Raw genomic sequence first — 18,715 nt, 5'->3', positions numbered from 1 at the left:
TGGGTGACGTTTCATGAAACCCAGGCTACAAAAAATTACAACCCTCTGTTTTACAAATCATCTAACCAAATTATTTATGGATTAATCTTTTTACTACCTCTTGATCTGAAAAAGCATATTTTACTGAGCCAATCTGTTGATAGGCCTCATGTCCTTTACCTGCAATTAATATCACATCATTTTCAGCGGCTTCATTTAATGCATAGGCAATTGCTTCTTCACGCTCAACAAGTTGAATGACATTGGAAGATTTTGGTATACCTTGTGCTATCTCATTGACAATAATTTGTGGATCTTCTGTGCGTGGGTTATCACTGGTAATTATGATTTGATCCGCAAGCTTACTTGCAACACGTCCCATCACCGGTCTCTTGCTTTTATCCCTGTCACCCCCACAACCAAACACCACCCACAAACGACCTTTTTTTAATTGATTTAAAGTAAGCAGCGCATTTTCCAATGCATCGGGAGTATGTGCATAATCTACAAGTACATAAGGAGCATTGGCAATAATTTCCATCCTTCCGGGAGCTGCTCTTAATTCTGTCATCACCTCTACAACTTGCGTAGGTGCATAATCAGAAGCCAATAAACTACTAAATACAGCTAAGCTATTATAAATATTAAATTGTCCTAGGGCTTTTATTCTTAATTGATGCTGTCCCCATGGTGAGCGCACTTCAATTTCTGTACCCTTTATATCCATGGACCAATCTACGACTTTTACATCACAATTCTGGTGTATTCCATAAGCTAATTTCTTTACATGAGGCTTAACTGCCTCCGCCATTATTCTTTGATAAGGATCATCTTGATTAATAATCGCCCATTGTAATGATTCTCTGGCAAACAACATGGCCTTTGCAGCTGCATAATTTTCCATATTTATATGATAATCCAGATGATCCAGTGTTAGATTGGTAAATATTGCCTGCTTGAATTCAATCGCATCAACTCGATGCTGGGCAAGAGCATGAGAAGATACTTCCATGCATACTTGCCTGATACCTTGATTTTTATATTGATGTAATAACCTCTGTAAACACAGCGCATCAGGAGTTGTATTATCCAATAATTGGAGGTTATCTACATTACCTTGTCCAATTGTACCAATATATGCTGCTCCTTGTCCCAGTAAACGATGGGCCTGAGCTAATTGATAGGCAATTGTTGTTTTGCCGTTGGTTCCAGTTACTCCGGTTATCGTTAAATGGCGACCAGGATCGTCATAAAACTGCTTTGCAATTGCGGCCAGCTGCGTCGCTAACTCTGGAACAGGAATACAAGGAATCGACTCAGGTAATATGTAGTCCTTGGGGAAATGAGAGGGATCATAAGCAATCGCAACAGCACCGGCGGAAACAGCTTTATTTATAAATAAACGGCCATCAGCTGCTGCACCTGCATAAGCTACAAACAAATCCCCTGGTTGAATGCGACGACTGTCATTTTCCAGACCTGTCACGGTACAATCCGATTTTACGTGATGCATCCAAGGTTTTAATAATTGTGAAAGTTTCATCACTAGGTTCCTAATAGTTCTAAAAAATAGCCTGGATGCAGCGCAGAGAAACCCAGTTTATGAAATACTGCATCCCAGTTCCGCTATGCTACCTAGGCTACATTTATAAAGATCGTTTACGGGCCGCGCTTTACCCTACCAGCTCATCAGTAGGTATATTAAACAATCGCAAAGCCCCCGACATCACTTTAGCAAAAAGGGGAGCTGCAACTGCTGCAGCATAATAACCTTTACGTGAAGGTTCATGAATTATTACTACTACAACAAACTTGGGTTTTGAAACCGGTGCAATACCTATAAAACTTGCAGTATATTTTCTGTCCTTATAGCCATCCTTTCCAGCTACACGTGCTGTCCCTGTCTTTCCTGCTACTCGATAACCAGGTACTCTTGCTGCTTTTCCAGTACCATCTTTCCCTAAAACTGCTTCCATCATAGATAAAACCTGTTGAGCTGTCTCAGATTTCATTACCTGCACACCTGCTGTTGGTGGATCATTATGCAGTAAAGTTACTGGAATCAATTTACCTTTATTCGCAAAAACCATATTAGCCTTAGCTAATTGCAATGCTGTAACCGACAAGCCATAACCGAAGCTTAATGTTGCCAATACAAACGGTTTTGCATCTTTAACACTAACAATTCCTCCCTCACTTTCCCCAGGATAAGTACTTTCTGTTCGTTGTCCAAAACCGCAACGCTGCAGCAATCCAATTAATTGTTCTGGAGGGCTGGCTAAAACCATCTTTGTGACCCCTACGTTACTTGAGTGTTGCAATACACCCGTTACATCAAGGACACCATAATTATGAATATCGCGAACCGTACGGCCTTGAACACTCATCCAACTTGGATTCGTATCAATAATCGTTGAGGGCTTAAATAGACCGGTTTCCAAGGCACTGGCAATACTAAACGTTTTAATGACTGAACCAGGCTCAAATGTATCGGTAACAGCTCGGTTCCTGTAAGTATCTTTATCGTAGCGTCCCCGAGAATTGGGATTATACGAAGGAACATTAGCCATAGCCAAAATCTCACCGTTTTCTGTATCAACTACCACAACAGAACCCGATTTTGCAGCAAATTCATCAACCGTTTTATTTAATTCACTGTATGCTAAATATTGTAAACGCCTATCAATACTTAAAGCCATGTCACGTCCCGGACGTGGTTCTTTTATCACACCTAGTTCTTCAATAATTCGTCCTAAACGATCTTTTATCACTCTTTTTTTACCAACAACCCCCTTCAGCCAGTCTTGATAAGCAAGTTCAATTCCCTCCAGACCTTGATCATCTACGTTGGTAAATCCGATTAATTGGGAAATGCTGTCCGAATCAGGATAATAACGTTTGAATTCCTTTTGAAAATTAACACCAGGGATTTTTAACGTTTTTATTTTTTTAGCCAAGGGCGGTGGCAATTGTCTTTGTAGATAGAGAAATTCCAATTCTTTTTTTTCTGCATCTACTATTTTTCTACTTAATTGCTGGGGAGTTAAATTGAGATATTCAGCTAAGGACATAAATTGTTCTTTGTCGGGTGAAAACTCTTTCGGATTCACCCATACCGATTCTACAGGAGTACTAATTGCTAAAGGAGTACCATTCCTGTCCATGATCATCCCTCGATGTGCAGGAATATCTACAACCCGCAAACTGCGGGCATTTCCTTGCCCTTGTAAAAATTGGCGATGCAGTACAGTGAGATCAACCATACGCCAAATCAAAATGAGTAAAATCAATGCAAAAAAAGTAGATACTACAATCAGTCTGTTTAAATGAGTTGAGTTTTTCATGGATATAATCCATCTGTAGCCAGGGTAAAGGCCATGCCATAACCTGGGTTTGATTGCACAAAAACTCCCAGGTTACCATCATACTCCACCCAGGCTACGTTACACTAAAACCAAACGGCAATGGTACTCGTTTAAAACAAAAACTTCTACTGCTGTGCTTGTAACCAATAAGTATTTGTGGATGTTGGTAAAACCATTTGTAATTTTTCAGCAGCCAACTCCTCTACTCGTGCGGGTGTAGCTAAACTTGCTTGTTCTAAGAGTAATTGCCCCCATTGCAGCTGTAAATAGTGAGTTAACTGCTCCTGTTGTTCTACTTTACTTAAAGTCACTCGGTATGAATTGGTACTATATACAACAGCCAAAGCACTCACTAACACTGCAACTAATAATATAATCAGCATATATAATGATTTTGACATATGCATATCTGCCAGTTGACCATTAAATAAGGTACCTTGATTGATTACTTTCGCCGCAGCGTTCATGCTAATTTCTCCCCTATTCTTAGTACAGCACTTCGAGATCTAACATTCTCTTTTACTTCAACTTCTTGTGGCATAATCGCCTTACCTATTCTTTTAAAATTTGTTTTTAATGCCTCATAACGAATGGGCACTTCCGGGGGAGGCTTGGCCCCTTCTTCTTTATTACGCATAAATTGTTTGACTATGCGATCCTCCAGGGAGTGAAAACTAATCACTGCCAGCCTTCCTTGCGGCGCTAGAACATTTAGACATTGCTCCAGACAACTCTTTAAATCATTTAATTCCTGATTGATGTAAATTCGTATTGCTTGAAACACACGTGTTGCAGGATGCTTGTGTTTTTCCCATTTAGGATTTGCTTCTTTCACAATTTCTGCCAATTGCAAGGTTGTGGAAATAGGAGCTATATTTCTTGCAGCAACAATTGCCTTTGCGATTCGGCCTGCAAAACGTTCCTCACCATACAATCTGAAAACAGAAGCCATTTCTTCTGCTTCGGCTTCATTAACAAATCGCGCAGCACTCATTGGTTGAGATAAATCCATGCGCATATCCAATGGTCCTTGCTGCATAAAGCTAAAACCTCTTTCTGGATTATCCAATTGTGGTGAAGACACGCCTAAATCCAACAAAATACCATCTACTTTTCCCAACACTCCTGCTTCGGTGGCAAACTCCTCAATTCGTGCAAATGAACCTTGAAATATATGAAAACGCTTATCTTGGCCAAAATGTTCCCTGGCATATGCGATTGCTTCCAGATCTTTATCGATGGCATATAAACGACCTTGATCGTTTAAATGACGCAAAATTTCCCTACTATGACCTCCACGGCCAAAAGTACCGTCAAAATAGATGCCTCCACTTTTAATCGCCAGGGCTTCTATTGATTCATGAAGTAATACTGATTGATGCATTGCCATTTTTGTTTCCATTACAAAGAAAACGTTTTCATTTCATCGGGTAAGCCACTAGTTCCGGAACTTTCCTCAGCCAACCATTGTTCACGTCGGGTTTCCCAAAGATCCTTATTCCAAACTTCAAATTTATTTCCTTGGCCTATCATCACTACATCTTTTTCCAACTGTGCATAATTTCTTAAAACAGTGGGTAGTAACACCCGCCCATTCGCGTCTAATTCGACATCAGTCGCATGTCCAATCAATAAACGCTGTATTCTTCGTGCGGCAGCATTAAAACTGGGTAATTTCTGCAAATTATCTTCAATTATCTGCCATTGAGCCGCGGTATAGAGCAATAAGCATGTTTCCTCAGTATCAATAGTCACCACCAAAGGCGTTTTATCTTCAGCACCCAGCGCGGATCGATAACGCGTAGGGATTGCTAAGCGCCCTTTAGTATCAATGGTGATGGCATTTATTCCGCGAAACATGTTTTTTTATGTGGAAGTTTTTTTCTTCCACAATTCTCCACTTTTTTAATATTTTACCCCACTTTTCTACACTATAGAAACACATTTCTCCATGCGTCAAGATAAAAAACCACTTTTTAGTTAATTTATTGATGGATTATGAAACGAATGATTAAAAATTGATTTGCATGAAAAAATTGCGACCATGCATTGAATTAAAAAATTGAGACCTGCTTTATGGATTTCATCCAATCATGCAGGAAATTAGGAAATGCTTTATTTAAAAAGGAGCTATTTAAAACATAAGATTTATGAAGTGATGCACAATGAATTTGGATTACAGACATATGACTTTAAGTCTGGTTCGCACAAGGTTTTACCTCTAACTAAAGACTATGCATTAAAATACTGCCCAGAAGAACCAAAAAAGCTTGGTATTTTTATCTACATTTGGCTTATTCAATTCATCAACGCAGCGAGTCTTATTCCTTGCAGAACCAAATCAGGAACCAGATGATCATACAAGCCTTGTTTTTCAAATAAGGAGGCAAAACCACCTGTTGCCAATACCAATGCTTTTTCAGCGCCAAAAGCCTCCTGATTCAGACGTTGAATCAATTCACGGCAAGCACCAATTGCACCATAATAAACACCGGATTGAATGCTTTCTATTGTCGAGCGCCCCACTGCATTTTCAGTTTTTATGATTTCTACAGCAGGTAATTTTGCTGTATTTTTTGATAAAGCATCAACAGAGAGCCTAACTCCAGGTAAAATTGCACCGCCCATATATGCTTTTTGAGCACTAATAACACAAAAGGTAGTTGCAGTGCCGAAATCAATAACAATCACATTTTGGTTTGGATGACTATGAGTTGCTGCAATTGCATTGGCTATTCGGTCAGCCCCGACTTCAATGGGGTTGCGATATTTGATATTAAGACCCGTTTTAACTCCAGCCTGCAACAAAAAAGGTTCTAGAGAAAAGTATTTAACACAGGCTGAACGCAAGGAGTAATCAATTTGGGGTACCACAGAACAAATACCAATCTGTTTAATTGATTCCGGAGAACAATTATTTTCTCTTAAAACACTTTTTAAAAAGATGCCCAGTTCATCAGATGTACTTACTTTAGAGGTATGACGAAAACGAAGCTTTATCTCTTCTCCATCAAAAACACCACCATAGATATGAGAGTTTCCAACATCAATACAAAGAATCATAATGTCATGCATCCAGATTTAAAAAACACGATAGTAAATTGCGATTCTCTTATTAGCAAGTTATTAGTCAGCAAAAATGAATGTATATAATAGATTTCTTCGGAAACACACTACAGAGAGAGGAGTGCGAGGAGACATGCAGTGCCCAACCAGGGTGTGTACGCAAATACATAATGATTCGAGTACCATATCGACGAAGCAATCATCTTCTAAAGTAGAGTTTCTGAAAAAATCAAATGAAAAAGCCCTGCATAACGCAGGGCAGAAGTGGAGATTATCATGCTGATTCTTCGCTAATAGGACACCAAAACATCACTGATGCCAAACTGATTAGTAGGGTTTAACAATCACTGTCGTACCAATATCAGCAAAATCTTCGTTTAACCATTTTGCTGCACTGGGTAAAACACGGATGCAACCATGGCTTGCATTGTAATTAGGTACTTCATATGCTGCATGAATGGAATAGCCCCCATGGAAATGCATACAGTATGGCATTTTTGCACCACCATGTGTTTCTAATGGATAAATACTGGAGGTACAATCTTCGCCTTTTTTAGAATAAACACTGAATGTTCCGGTTACAGTACGACATGGTTTACCAGCATCTTCACAGAAATCCTTTCCCCCGGAAGCACTACCAGTATTTACCCTATTACCGTCTCTATCGTAAGCTGCCCATGCTGTTGCTTTAGGGTCAAATACAATCACTTTTTTCCCTGTTGCCGGTCTTTTCATGGGAAAGTAATTTGAGCCCTTATGGTCTGATTGCATGCTCATCGTATAATGAGTATAGCCTGCATCATCAACTACAGGGACTGACCTATCCATGGAAGCACAGGATGTTGCTAAAGCACACACTGGTACCAACACTAGATATTTTTTCACTTTATTTCTCCCTCTTTTTTTCTTATTTATCGGGAGATTTAAAAATAGGTTTAGGTTTTTTTATAAATATTTTTTACACTGTGTTTTTTTTATGCGCTCTAAGACTATTAAATGATTACTTTTGGGGTTGTTTTGGAAGCATAAATTGGATGGCGCGCATTAACTGTTTATCAGTACACTCAAAGCACCCCCCTCTTGCAGGCATTGCATTTAGACCCTCGTCAGTATGCTTAAAGAGTACCTCCATCCCTTGTTTTAAACGCATTTTCCAATCGGATTCTTCGCCAATTCTGGGCGCACCGAGAGGAATTAATGGTTTTTTTTCATGACAATTTGCACAAAAATGATGATAAATTTGTTCGCCTTCATTTTTGGTACCACTAATTGATTGCAAGAACTCTTGAGGATGATGAGTTTCTGCATGAACCGGTAATTGGCATATCCATAAAATCGCTGCATAAATACTGAAACGAATCATCATGTAATTCTCCTGAAATTGGCATAATATTTGCTATTTACAACAAGTTACTCAAAGAGGGATTATTTGTGAACAAGTGCATACTAAGTGTTTTACTATTTTTTGCAAGTACAGGATTACATGCTGATACAATACAATCACTTGAAGTATTAACGAACAAAATAGAACAACATATACGCAATGAACTTTCTTCATATAAAGAGGGAACAATTCGGGTTACGGCGGATAAAATTGATTCTCGTTTAAATCTCAAAGCATGTGCTGAAGATAAGCTCCTTGTTTTTAACCCCTACCAATCCCCTATCTTAAGTACCAGTACAATGGGTATTAAATGCCAAGAAAATGACAATCACTGGTCCTTGTATGTTCCTGTTAAAATAACCGTTTTAAAAACGATCTATGTCGCAAAACGTGCTCTAATAAAAGGCAGTCGACTTACTCAAGATGATATCTATCAAACAGAAATGGATGTACAACGATTAAATAAAGGCTATTTCACTGAAAAGGACTTATTAGTAGGACAAATTTGTAAACAAAATATTTCACCTAATAGCCCGCTGAATCCTCATAATATTGAGGCAGCAAAATTGATTAATAAAGGAGAACATGTTTCTATTGTAGTCAATGATAATAATTTAACTGTTAGTATGGATGGTGTGGCTCTGGAAGATGGTACATTAGGTGAAACCATTAAAGTGCGTAATCTTTCTTCCAAAAAAGTTATTGAAGCTCAGATTACTGATGCAAAGAAAGTGAATGTTATTATCTAAAAAAATCAATAACTAATTAAAATTTACTAAAGATTTTTAAAATGCGGCCGATAAATTTAGAAGTCAAACGTGATTGAGGATAAATTATGTTTAATCAAATCAGCGATGCAGTTCCTGTAAAAACTTTAGATGCAGACAATCGTTTAAAAACAACACATCAAGAAAAAATCAAAAGTTTGATTGAAGATCCCTCTTCACTTGTCAGCATCAGTGACACCTCCAAGCAATTAGAGGCAATAAAAAACTCCCTTAAGGAAACATCTGAAATCAATGAGGCTCGAGTTTTATATTTCAAAACAGAAATAGCGCTGGGAAATTATCAGATTGATAGTGACAAAATTGCCATGAAAATGTTAAATGTAGAACCAGCTTAATTTCTAAGGGCAATTATATGGATAATAAAGAGAAAGTATTGAGTAGCTGTTTGGCACAAGAAATTAATTGGATAGAAACGCTCAATTCTTTGTTAGTTGAAGAAAAAGAAATATTGATGTCTCGAGAATTTAACAGACTTGAAGAGTTTGCGAATAAGAAACAGGAATTATCGAATAAATTAGAAGAAAGCGCCAAACAACGGATGCAAATTATTAATCATACCGATCCCAATCAAACTATGAATCAGGTTTTAACAGAATTTCTTAAGGATTGTAGTATTGAAGAGGTAAATCAGATCAATCAACTTAATATTAAGCTTGCTGAACTTCTCTCACGCTGTCGCGAATTAAACGCAGTAAATGGACAAGTAATAGCCAATAATCTTTATATCCGTCAAGAAATTGTCAATACACTGTCAGGAAATCAAACAAATGCGATCAGTGTTTATACGTCCCATGGGAACATAGAATCAACAAAAGATAATTCACATCATCAAGAAGCTTAAAAATACAAAGCACTACATTCTGGGTGAAAGCAAAGCTGAACCCAGAAGATACATCAACAAATCTAAGGTGTGTTGACAATTCACCTACCGCCTACTTGCCAATAAGCAAAACCAAATATAAATAGAGTTATTTTTGCTCAGAAATCAAAAAAATGTATAATAGGATACAATTTTTATTTTTTATTCATATGAAATTTTTTACGAGAAATTACGACAGAACTGTTGTAGTTGAATTTTTCTCTGATAAGTCAACCACAGAGAACGTAATAAAGGAGAACTCTAAAAATTTGTTAGGAGTTCTTTTTAAAGAAGAAAATCGATTATTTTACTCATCTCTACTTGAAAGTTATCCTGATCTGAGTCAATTAACTTCTCAATCTCGTTTATGCTTGATTGGTCACAGTGCTCCAGGAAAACAAAAATTTTCCAGTTGTGACGTAGATATGCTGGTAGAACGCTTGGTAGAAGATTGTTCCTTAAAAGCAGTGAAACGAATTACGTTCATTGCATGCTATCTTGGAGAGACGAAAGCATTCATAGAGGAACTCCAATTAAAATTAGCTCATGAAGGTATTTATACTGAGATAGCCGCTTATAAAGCCTATTTGGTTATTGACAGCTCAGGACATCGTTGGGTTGATTTAGGTGAAAAAGATGGATTGGTCGAAGCAGGAAAACAAAAGATTGTAATGGGCTGGGAACATGGCTCTTTGGGTACTCCACCAAAACAGGTTGTTTTGGTGGATACGAATGAGATTAACCCCCATTACGTAGATGAGCTATCTGAAGAGGATTATGAGGATGCTGAACTAATCCCCACTCAAGTAGATGATTTAGAAAATATGTCGAAAAAAAGGAATTTAACCCTATTTAAAGAAGCAATTAATTCCGCAGCACCCTCTCTGGCTTCGAAAGGAAGTTTAGATAAAACTTCATATCAAAAGTTTTTTTAAAATTTAAATTAAATAGGACAAGTTTGGAATTTCTGGGTTTCGCTTTGCGTCACCCAGGCTCACGAACTAGATTAAAAATCGTAGCATTATCGCATACGAAGAGCCCCATCCAAGCGAATCACCTCACCATTTATCATCCCATTTTCAATGATATGCGCTACTAATGAAGCAAATTCCTCAGGCTTTCCAAATCGCTTGGGAAAAGTCATAGTTGCTATCAAATTGTCTTGTACCTCTTGTGGCATATTCAACAGCATTGGTGTAGCGATTAGACCGGGGGCTATGGTATTCACGCGAATGGCAAGCTGAGCTAACTCGCGTGCAGCAGGAAGAGTCATCGCAACGACTCCGCCCTTGGAGGCACTGTATGCGGCCTGGCCAATTTGCCCTTCAAAAGCCGCAATTGAAGCCGTGTTTATGATAACCCCCCTCTCCTGTGAATTACTTTCCAACTCCAAACCGCTCATTGCGTGTGCTGCAACCCTCATTACATTAAAAGTACCAATTAAATTGACATCAATAACCTGTTTAAAGGCGGCTAAAGGCATCGCGCCCTCTTTTCCAACAATACGCTTTGCTGGAGCAATTCCTGCACAATTAACACAAACTCTCGGGACTCCCAATTGCTCTATAGTCTGTTGCATTGCCTTTTCGACCGATTCATCACTGGTTACGTCACAACTGATAAATAAATCAGCTTCGCTCTGGTCGTCTATTTGCTTATCCCATGCCACAACTCGCATTCCACGCTTTCTCAGGTAATGAACACTTTCTTTTCCCATACCTGAAGCACCGCCTGTTATCAATGCGATTTGATTCGTAAAATTCACTATTATTCTCCATAATTTTTAACCGGGTTCCGCTACGCTACGCCCAGGCTGCAATGAACTGGCGTCTGTTATATTTCGCAAGCTTGAGCCAAAATAGTCAAGTTAGTAGCGATGTAAACAGGTCCTAAAAAAACTCTTTACTCAATTGTTTGAATTCAGAAGTCCCAGCTTTTCTTAACCATTCAAAAAAAACCATTTCAGAAGTAACCAAATGAATCCCTTCATTTTTCATTCGCTTCAGTCCATATTTCATATTTTGCTCACCACGACAACTTACTGCATCGACAACAACAAAAACATCAAATCCTGCTTCTCTCATTTCCAATGCTGTCTGCAAAACACAAACATGTGCTTCAATGCCAATAAGGATTAATTGCTTCTTATGAAGCTGTTTTAATCGCTCCACATATTTAGGCTCAGCCATGCACGAAAAACTTACTTTATCAATACAGTGTTGTTGATCAAAATACGATTGAAATTGCTTTAGAGTTGAACCGAGACCTTGCGGATATTGTTCGCTAACCAGAACCGGTACGCCGATTTGTCTGGCCAATTTTAAAAGCCATTCACAGCGCGCAATAAATGCTTCACTATTTAATACGGCTGGTGTTAATTTTTCTTGCACATCAACCAATAATAAAAGTGAATCCTCTTTATTAAGTAACATCCTTATTCTCCTTGGCGAATCAATTTAAAGACTTATAACAGCATACAGCCTGGATTTGAAACTGCAATCCAGGCGGTACGTATTAGCAGAAAAAACCGAGTAAAAACCTAAATTCCTGCTATATCAATTGTTCTCATTTTTACATCCATCTGCTTATTACCACGCTGAATGGATACAGTTATTTGCTCGCCTACTTTTATTTCGGTAAGCATGTTATATAAGACATCGTAGTTAGGAACAGCATGCCCGTTAAGTGCAACAATAATATCACCTAACTCGATACGTCCCCAAGCATCTCTGTGAGTACCTCGCAAATGAGCTTTATCCGCGGGTGTATTGTGTAGCACATCCGCAATTAATATCCCTTTACGTATACCTAATTGACGAGCAACATTAGGAGGCACACTTTGAATACCTATACCAGATAATACAACTCGACCATTTTTAATAATTTGCGACACGATGCGATCAATATCATCAGCAGGGACAGCAAAACCAATTCCGGCAGACGAACCAGAATTAGAATAAATCATCGTGTTCATACCAATTAACTGCCCAGCACTATTCAATAACGGACCACCTGAGTTACCGGGATTAATTGGTGTATCTGTTTGAATCATATTGCGAATTGTAACTCCGCCAATTCCAGGAACCTTTCTACCCAGGGCAGAAATCACCCCCTTAGACAAGCTATGATCCAGACCAAAAGGATTACCGATCGCAATAGCCTTTTGCCCCACCATGAGCTCATGCAGATGTACCACTTCAAACGGTTTAAATTCTTTAAGTAGAGCCAAAGCTTGCGGCGATTCAATCTTTAATACAGCGATGTCTTTACGTGGTTCTGCACCAACAACCTTAGCCGGTACTGTCAAATTACCTAAAGTAATAGCCAACTTATCAGCCCCTTTGATGACATGATAATTAGTGACTATATACCCACTGTTATTCCAGACAATTCCAGAGCCTGCGCCATCTGACACTTGTTTTTTCTGTAACGATCTGTTTGTGATTGTTGCTAGCCTGTGAACATAAACTACCTTAGGTGCGGCGTCATGAAATACTTGCACTGTATTTTGTTCATCAGGAAGAAGAGAGTTTACACTTGTACTATGTCCTGGCAAAGCCAGAATTGAACATAACATGAATGTCATAAACCATAAATAACGATGTTTTGCCATCAATATATCTCCATCAATTAGCTTAAAATCTTGCATTCCTGCAAAAAATGCAAAATGAATTGTAATATAAACAACCATAAATGTCACTAAATGAATTATGAGAATAATTTTCAAGCAAATATCATGGACTGATTTCTCTCCTCTCCTTTCTCTTTTTCTTCATTGCCATCGTGCCGTTCATCCAGGTGGGTTGTAGGTGCCTTGGCATCTTTAATTACCTGATTTTCTTGTTCCTTAGGTGATGGATTATTTATTTCTTGTTGTATTTTATCTACCTCAGTACGTGCCACATGCTCTACTCGCGTTTGAATCAAAGAAATTCCGGGACTTACTCCAAAGTATTGCATCAAAAATTGTATTGGTATCATCAGCATATCTTTAAAAGTCATAGATGAGGCTTCCATGGTTTTGACAGCTATAGTTTCTGTATTATCGATATGACGCAGATATACTTTTTCCAATAGCGCTGAATGCTGTTTATACACATTATCCAAACTGTCATTTCGAGCTTTTTCTTGATTCAAAAGAAACTTTTGAAAATCAGTATGCGCATCCCATAGGGTACCTCTTCTTTCTTGTAATTGCTTGAGTTCAGTATCATAAAATGCGATCTCACGATCAATTTCCTCTCTTAAGCGATCGCATGCAGTTTTGCGCTCAGATGAAATCTCCCCACACACTATTGAGCCCGACTCTTTTATAATAGCTTTGGCATAACGCTCAACCAATTCCTTTTTTTTGCTTAAAATCTCCTCTATTTTAGTATCTATATACCTAATTGCATCTTTATTCGTACCTAGAACTTGGTAATGAGAATCAAACCGTTTCTCACTTTGCATTTGGGTACGCATTTTTTCCAATTCTTTAACTTCCTGAGATAAAGCCCTACTTTGTGCCGTATCATTTAATTGCTTATCTCTGCTCAACAAAATTTGTCTAATGAATGCGGCCAAAACAACAACTGTTCCCAATACTGCAGCACAAATAAGCGCTATACTGACTGGCTCCATAATCAACTCCTAGAATGAGACAAATGAATTAATTGAGTATGAATTTCAATAGCAAAATACTGGCTAAAAGTTTGATATGAATCAATCGATGGCCATTGAGCAGGTATACTCGACATACGGCTCATCGCCGCCGAAAAAATTGGAATATAGTTGTCTTTAATAAAAGGTTTTATTTCTGTCAGATTGGAGAAGTTCCTCACCAAAGCAGTAGCATTTTCTTCCAAATGCGATAATTCTACTTTTTCAATAACATCAGACAAATCGTCTTGACCCTCTAGGGATTCTTTAATCCAATCGAGTAAAGCAACACGAGGCCTAATGAGCAATAATTGATGACTTGTTTCTATTGAGGGCTCCATCAACACGATATGGTTGTGTAATTCAAATTTAAAACAACAAAGAAAATCAAGAAAATTGGTTTCTATTTCATTACGTGCTTTATCACCTAACCAACGACAAATTTCATGGCGAAACATTTTTGAAAAATGTTGTTCTATTTCATCCAGGGTTGCATCATCTGAATTTTGTTTTTGCAATACATAAGCAGTATTATCAATTTGCAATAATCTAAGATCAGGTAATTTTGTATCGGGTAGTTGTGAGGCAAGAAATGATAAAAAAACAGCCGTAGGTTTTAATATTACTATTTCATGTTGGCTATGGCGCATAATCTCTCCTTGATTTGTACCTAAATCTCTCACCAACAGATTCACAGCACACGCTTAATCCATTGAACCTGCGCATTCACTTAAGATCTTTTTGTTTTTAAACATTTAGTGTTTTACGAAAAAATCTTAAAAACCCACTGCTTCAATATAATAAGCCGTCGCTACAATCTTTAGCAAAATGATTCAGCTTGATTTAACTCATCCTGAATACAACAGGCACCCTATTTAAAACGATAGACCATATATCGGCACTTAGCGAGTCACCTTTAATTTTTTCTTAATATTGACCTTAACTCCTTCTTTTTTTACAGTACCTCACCATAAAACCTTAAAGTACAACAAACGTGGATAAACAAAATTTATATGAACAATTTAGTAAACCATTACTGAACTGGTTTGCTCTTTATGGACGTAAAAACCTGCCATGGCAATTGCCTCGTACACCATACAGGGTATGGATTTCCGAAATTATGCTCCAGCAAACACAAGTTCAAACTGTTATCCCTTACTTCGAACGTTTTATGCAACGATTTCCTAATATTAGAGATTTGGCTCAAGCAAGTGAAGATGAAGTACTCTCTTTATGGTCAGGACTTGGTTATTACAGCCGCGCTAGAAACCTTCATCAAACAGCAAAAAGCGTGATGCAAAACCATGGCGGTGTTTTACCTGATAATTATCAGTTATTAAAAGAATTACCAGGGATTGGTCCCTCAACTGCAGCAGCCATTGTGTCACAAGCCTTTAATCAACCTGTTGCTATTCTTGATGGAAATGTAAAACGAGTACTGACGCGCTTTTTCGGCATTAAGGGTTATCCTGAACAAGCACAAATAAAAAAAACTTTATGGGAGCTGGCTAACTTGTGTATGCCTCAAGAGCAATGTGCTGATTACACTCAAGCGATTATGGATTTAGGTGCAATGTGTTGTACCCCTAAAAATCCAAACTGCCTAAATTGCCCTTTACAGAATAGCTGTCTGGCATTTAAACATAAGGAACAACATCTATACCCAACAAAAAAAATAAAAAAACCATTACCCACCCAATACCAACAATTACTTGTCTTATACAATGAACAAGGCCATATCTATTTAGAAAGAAGACCTCCTGTCGGATTGTGGGGAGGATTATGGTGTTTGCCCAATTTAGATGAAGGAGATTCTCCCCTTGATTTTATTCGTTTGAACTATGATTTATCTGGAGAAACACCCCGGAAGCTGATTGCTTTTAAACACCGTTTCAGCCATTTTCATTTGGAAATCAATGCATTCAGCATAAAAACTAAAGTCTTAGGTAAGATCCTATCTGAAAAGCAAGGAAAGTGGTTTGCAAAAGAAGAAATAAACTCATTAGGGTTAGCTCAGCCCACCAGTAAAATATTATATTTTCATTACAATATGCCCATTTAATGATCTTTATGGTATAACGAAGTCATTTTTTTGTTGGATGACTTTTTTTAATGAAAGAATTTATTCAATCTAGTGCTGTTTTAAATAATTTGGTCCTGTATATTCAAAAAAATGGAGTTTCATTAAAAAATTCTTCACCCCAAAAGAAAACAGTTGCTAAACAGAGCGAAGACCCACTTACTATAGAACAGCAAAAATTCAAACAAAATCGAGCAGCAAGAATAATTCAGCATGCATATCGCAGCTATAAAATGAAACAAAAAATAGGGGAGAATCCTTATAATTTTTATTTATCCATGATGAATGAAGAGGAAAAACAACGCATCCCCGCCCATATCCTATTTGGAAGTCATATAGCCGAAATGAGATCTGATTCAGTACATCGAATAAATAATCCTTATATTTACTCCGAAGCAAGATATCATCGAGACGATGATTTATCTGGAGTCTTATTGGACAATTTAATTGCCTCATTCAATATTAGTAAAACATCACGTGAAGCAAATGACTATATACCTGTAACCTTGCTTGGCAATGCTCCTGTTGAAGACATTGCCAGACGTTATTTTCCCCAAGAAGAACCACAACCTCAAATTATTAAAGATGCAATGCATTCTATTGCGTTGGTTGCTGTACCCAATGACAATCCTAATTCCCATGAAATAAAGGGGATTCTCAGTATTTGTGGCTTAGTAGCAAGTCCTTGGGAAATTGCAATCAATATGAAAAAACTTCCCTATCCTCTTATAAAGCCAGAGAAAATCAACCCGGCACTCAATCTGGTTACAACGAAAGAAGCATTATTAAAAAGTAAATCATGTAATAAACTTGATTTAATTGCTAATAGTTCACAACATACAACCAACAAATTGGCCAAAGGACTAAAACAATTATTAATCAATCTCCCTGAATTAAATGAAAATGCGATTCAACGTATTGCACTTATACTCAATATGACCTGTCTTTTTTATGAAAATAACTATCCAAAATTTGCTTTCTTACTTTATACAATCATTCATGAAATCAGTCTGGGTTTATTACAACAAAAGGACATGAGATGTTTAGAAAATGATTATTCCAGATTCATACACGAATCAAAAAATGTATTACTCAATACATTAGGACTAGAAAAAGAACAATTAGCAAAGACAACTTTTTTTGCTTCACTTGCAATGTCCGGAACCAATGCATATGTCATTGCCATGCATTTGGCCCAGAAAATGAAAACTAAAGACAATAAATTACCGACAATTAAAGTATACGGAACCGGATATTATGAATTTGAACTGATTACGAAAGATACCAAATCTTCTGATGCAGATGTGTTCATAATCTCCGCGGGTCCGATTGTCAACGAAGAGGGCATTATTCCAGGCATTGATATTAATCAATTAATAAAACACGAATTTATTGATAGAAAACGTGAAAAACCCATCACAGTTATTATTGATGCAACTACTGCATTGCATAAAAATTTGCATTTAGACCCCGCTCTTCAATCTCTTGTTATAGAAGGAAAACTATCAATAATCATCCATGAAAGCCTCCAAAAATTTGGTCTCTTTCATACAGACCAGGCTCAATGTGGAAAAGTATATGGACTATGCTCAAAAGAAAGCTATGCAGAGGAACTACTTATAGAATTACAGAAAAATGCCCAGAATGATTTTAATCATCACGTCGATCTGCGCATAGGTGCTTATATAAGTATGAATTGCAGCCAAACTTTAGAAGAAGTAAAACACCAGCATTTTGCTAATGGTGCGCTTTTAAGAAATATGCTCGCACAAGCTCAATTAATAGATACCGAAGTAATCAAAAATCCAGATATGCTCTCCAACCCCGATGAGCTATATTTTGTAAATTTTGCTCCCCAAAAATCCAAGTCACTTGAAGAATCAGCTCAAGAACACATTGAATCAAGAGATAGTTTCGGACATTTTTGCACAACCCAATCCGTAATAAGTGATTTCATAAACTCTGAAGAAATAATGCAAACCCGAATTAGTGCTGATGCTTCAGATACCATTGATACCTTAATCCAAATATCACAATTATATTTATCAAATTTTTATACAAATGACGAATTGTTAGAAATCCTCATTCAGAATGCTCGAAAATCCGATTCCTTATCATTCGACGAGCAAATTATTTCACTCGCCCTGCTCAATAATATAATTGACCGCATTTCTGTTGATTCACCCATCATGTATAAAAACTTAATTGTGCTTTTTGCTTCGATAAAGTGCTTACGTGAACAGTGCTCCTTATTAAAAGACCGTCAATATATTGCAAAGGTAGATAGTTATTTATTGAAGTTACAAAACAAAATTATTATCACCTGTAAACCAATACATCCTCAAGATTTCATTCAATCCATTCAAAAGAAGTACCAGCAAGGGAACTCATCCGCTTCCATGGCTCCACAATTACAGTTAGATGACGAATATTCCAGAAATAAAAATGGATTACTATTTTTCGATTTATCTAGCTCAAATTATTCTTCTCAATCGTCTAAACAGTCAAATGACTATATATGTGGACCTAGAACTATGTATTTTTAAATACTTG

General features: G+C 37.4%; 19 protein-coding genes. 6 read left to right on the top strand and 13 right to left on the bottom strand.

Translation table 11 applies throughout. From position 1 onward, the window contains the following. Window positions 1-70: 70 nt before the first annotated feature. The 8 genes from DGG96_RS01635 to DGG96_RS01600 all read right to left on the bottom strand — a co-directional run bounded on the left by DGG96_RS01635 (window position 71) and on the right by DGG96_RS01600 (window position 7,776). On the bottom strand, window positions 71-1,522 hold the full coding sequence (locus DGG96_RS01635; RefSeq protein ID WP_110141275.1) for a UDP-N-acetylmuramoyl-L-alanyl-D-glutamate--2,6-diaminopimelate ligase: 1,452 nt from the start codon (window positions 1,520-1,522) through the stop codon (window positions 71-73). 130 nt (window positions 1,523-1,652) lie between these two features. Continuing rightward, complete coding sequence (locus DGG96_RS01630) at window positions 1,653-3,323, bottom strand: peptidoglycan D,D-transpeptidase FtsI family protein (RefSeq protein ID WP_110141274.1); 1,671 nt, start codon at window positions 3,321-3,323, stop codon at window positions 1,653-1,655. A gap of 146 nt (window positions 3,324-3,469) precedes the next feature. Further along, entirely contained in the window at window positions 3,470-3,811 is a 342-nt protein-coding gene (gene ftsL, locus DGG96_RS01625; RefSeq protein WP_058468367.1) for a cell division protein FtsL, read from the bottom strand. Continuing rightward, complete coding sequence (rsmH, locus tag DGG96_RS01620) at window positions 3,808-4,734, bottom strand: 16S rRNA (cytosine(1402)-N(4))-methyltransferase RsmH (RefSeq protein WP_110141351.1); 927 nt, start codon at window positions 4,732-4,734, stop codon at window positions 3,808-3,810. Before rsmH ends, ftsL begins: the two co-directional genes overlap by 4 nt. 11 nt (window positions 4,735-4,745) lie before the next feature. Continuing rightward, the gene (mraZ, locus tag DGG96_RS01615; protein ID WP_110141273.1) at window positions 4,746-5,204 is read right to left on the bottom strand and encodes a division/cell wall cluster transcriptional repressor MraZ; all 459 of its coding nucleotides are present in this window, start codon (window positions 5,202-5,204) and stop codon (window positions 4,746-4,748) included. A gap of 438 nt (window positions 5,205-5,642) precedes the next feature. Then, the gene (locus DGG96_RS01610) at window positions 5,643-6,407 is read right to left on the bottom strand and encodes a type III pantothenate kinase (RefSeq protein WP_110141350.1); all 765 of its coding nucleotides are present in this window, start codon (window positions 6,405-6,407) and stop codon (window positions 5,643-5,645) included. A 330-nt stretch (window positions 6,408-6,737) separates the two neighbouring features. After that, complete coding sequence (locus tag DGG96_RS01605; RefSeq protein WP_110141272.1) at window positions 6,738-7,295, bottom strand: L,D-transpeptidase; 558 nt, start codon at window positions 7,293-7,295, stop codon at window positions 6,738-6,740. A gap of 115 nt (window positions 7,296-7,410) precedes the next feature. Then, entirely contained in the window at window positions 7,411-7,776 is a 366-nt protein-coding gene (locus DGG96_RS01600; RefSeq protein WP_110141271.1) for a c-type cytochrome, read from the bottom strand. Window positions 7,777-7,841: 65 nt separating this feature from the next. On the opposite strand from DGG96_RS01600, the gene flgA reads away from it, so the two are divergent. The 4 genes from flgA (at window position 7,842) to DGG96_RS01580 (ending at window position 10,376) form a co-directional block, all read left to right on the top strand. Then, window positions 7,842-8,543, top strand: coding sequence for a flagellar basal body P-ring formation chaperone FlgA (gene flgA, locus DGG96_RS01595; protein WP_110141270.1), 702 nt, complete (start codon window positions 7,842-7,844; stop codon window positions 8,541-8,543). A gap of 86 nt (window positions 8,544-8,629) precedes the next feature. Next, on the top strand, window positions 8,630-8,917 hold the full coding sequence (gene flgM / locus DGG96_RS01590) for a flagellar biosynthesis anti-sigma factor FlgM (RefSeq protein WP_110141269.1): 288 nt from the start codon (window positions 8,630-8,632) through the stop codon (window positions 8,915-8,917). Window positions 8,918-8,934: 17 nt separating this feature from the next. Continuing rightward, complete coding sequence (locus DGG96_RS01585) at window positions 8,935-9,423, top strand: flagella synthesis protein FlgN (RefSeq protein WP_110141268.1); 489 nt, start codon at window positions 8,935-8,937, stop codon at window positions 9,421-9,423. Window positions 9,424-9,575: 152 nt separating this feature from the next. After that, the gene (locus tag DGG96_RS01580) at window positions 9,576-10,376 is read left to right on the top strand and encodes a C80 family cysteine peptidase (RefSeq protein ID WP_233593688.1); all 801 of its coding nucleotides are present in this window, start codon (window positions 9,576-9,578) and stop codon (window positions 10,374-10,376) included. An 86-nt stretch (window positions 10,377-10,462) separates the two neighbouring features. Here DGG96_RS01580 and DGG96_RS01575 read toward each other — a convergent pair whose 3' ends face one another. From DGG96_RS01575 to DGG96_RS01555, 5 genes are all read right to left on the bottom strand, one after another. Beyond that, window positions 10,463-11,206 carry an SDR family NAD(P)-dependent oxidoreductase gene (locus tag DGG96_RS01575; RefSeq protein WP_110141266.1) on the bottom strand — a complete coding sequence of 248 codons (744 nt, stop codon included), beginning with the start codon at window positions 11,204-11,206 and terminating at the stop codon, window positions 10,463-10,465. A 124-nt stretch (window positions 11,207-11,330) separates the two neighbouring features. After that, window positions 11,331-11,873: an isochorismatase family protein gene (locus DGG96_RS01570; RefSeq protein WP_110141265.1), complete on the bottom strand. Its 543-nt coding sequence runs from the start codon at window positions 11,871-11,873 to the stop codon at window positions 11,331-11,333. Between the two features lie 107 nt (window positions 11,874-11,980). Beyond that, window positions 11,981-13,054, bottom strand: a complete 1,074-nt coding sequence (locus DGG96_RS01565; protein WP_110141349.1) for a S1C family serine protease — start codon at window positions 13,052-13,054, stop codon at window positions 11,981-11,983. 110 nt (window positions 13,055-13,164) lie between these two features. Then, on the bottom strand, window positions 13,165-14,064 hold the full coding sequence (locus tag DGG96_RS01560; protein WP_110141264.1) for a hypothetical protein: 900 nt from the start codon (window positions 14,062-14,064) through the stop codon (window positions 13,165-13,167). A gap of 2 nt (window positions 14,065-14,066) precedes the next feature. Next, window positions 14,067-14,732 (bottom strand): hypothetical protein, encoded by a 666-nt coding sequence (locus DGG96_RS01555; RefSeq protein WP_110141263.1) that lies wholly within the window; start codon window positions 14,730-14,732, stop codon window positions 14,067-14,069. A 344-nt stretch (window positions 14,733-15,076) separates the two neighbouring features. On the opposite strand from DGG96_RS01555, the gene mutY reads away from it, so the two are divergent. Together mutY and DGG96_RS01545 are read left to right on the top strand one after the other, a co-directional pair. Beyond that, window positions 15,077-16,144 (top strand): A/G-specific adenine glycosylase, encoded by a 1,068-nt coding sequence (gene mutY, locus DGG96_RS01550; RefSeq protein WP_110141262.1) that lies wholly within the window; start codon window positions 15,077-15,079, stop codon window positions 16,142-16,144. 50 nt (window positions 16,145-16,194) lie between these two features. Next, window positions 16,195-18,708 carry a hypothetical protein gene (locus DGG96_RS01545; protein WP_110141261.1) on the top strand — a complete coding sequence of 838 codons (2,514 nt, stop codon included), beginning with the start codon at window positions 16,195-16,197 and terminating at the stop codon, window positions 18,706-18,708. Window positions 18,709-18,715 lie beyond the last annotated feature (7 nt).

It is taken from the genome of Legionella qingyii (genome assembly GCF_003184185.1).
This window is presented reverse-complemented; position numbering and strand designations above follow the sequence as displayed.

Excerpts from the sequence above, each read along its gene's own strand:
- DGG96_RS01580 (WP_233593688.1), top strand. The coding sequence starts at position 9,576 with ATGTATAATAGGATACAATTTTTATTTTTTATTCATATGAAATTTTTT.
- mraZ (WP_110141273.1), bottom strand. The coding sequence starts at position 5,204 with ATGTTTCGCGGAATAAATGCCATCACCATTGATACTAAAGGGCGCTTA.
- DGG96_RS01545 (WP_110141261.1), top strand. The coding sequence starts at position 16,195 with ATGAAAGAATTTATTCAATCTAGTGCTGTTTTAAATAATTTGGTCCTG.
- DGG96_RS01585 (WP_110141268.1), top strand. The coding sequence starts at position 8,935 with ATGGATAATAAAGAGAAAGTATTGAGTAGCTGTTTGGCACAAGAAATT.
- DGG96_RS01570 (WP_110141265.1), bottom strand. The coding sequence starts at position 11,873 with ATGTTACTTAATAAAGAGGATTCACTTTTATTATTGGTTGATGTGCAA.
- DGG96_RS01600 (WP_110141271.1), bottom strand. The coding sequence starts at position 7,776 with ATGATGATTCGTTTCAGTATTTATGCAGCGATTTTATGGATATGCCAA.
- rsmH (WP_110141351.1), bottom strand. The coding sequence starts at position 4,734 with ATGGCAATGCATCAATCAGTATTACTTCATGAATCAATAGAAGCCCTG.
- DGG96_RS01565 (WP_110141349.1), bottom strand. The coding sequence starts at position 13,054 with ATGGCAAAACATCGTTATTTATGGTTTATGACATTCATGTTATGTTCA.
- DGG96_RS01610 (WP_110141350.1), bottom strand. The coding sequence starts at position 6,407 with ATGATTCTTTGTATTGATGTTGGAAACTCTCATATCTATGGTGGTGTT.
- DGG96_RS01555 (WP_110141263.1), bottom strand. The coding sequence starts at position 14,732 with ATGCGCCATAGCCAACATGAAATAGTAATATTAAAACCTACGGCTGTT.
- ftsL (WP_058468367.1), bottom strand. The coding sequence starts at position 3,811 with ATGAACGCTGCGGCGAAAGTAATCAATCAAGGTACCTTATTTAATGGT.
- DGG96_RS01630 (WP_110141274.1), bottom strand. The coding sequence starts at position 3,323 with ATGAAAAACTCAACTCATTTAAACAGACTGATTGTAGTATCTACTTTT.
- flgM (WP_110141269.1), top strand. The coding sequence starts at position 8,630 with ATGTTTAATCAAATCAGCGATGCAGTTCCTGTAAAAACTTTAGATGCA.
- DGG96_RS01635 (WP_110141275.1), bottom strand. The coding sequence starts at position 1,522 with ATGAAACTTTCACAATTATTAAAACCTTGGATGCATCACGTAAAATCG.
- DGG96_RS01560 (WP_110141264.1), bottom strand. The coding sequence starts at position 14,064 with ATGGAGCCAGTCAGTATAGCGCTTATTTGTGCTGCAGTATTGGGAACA.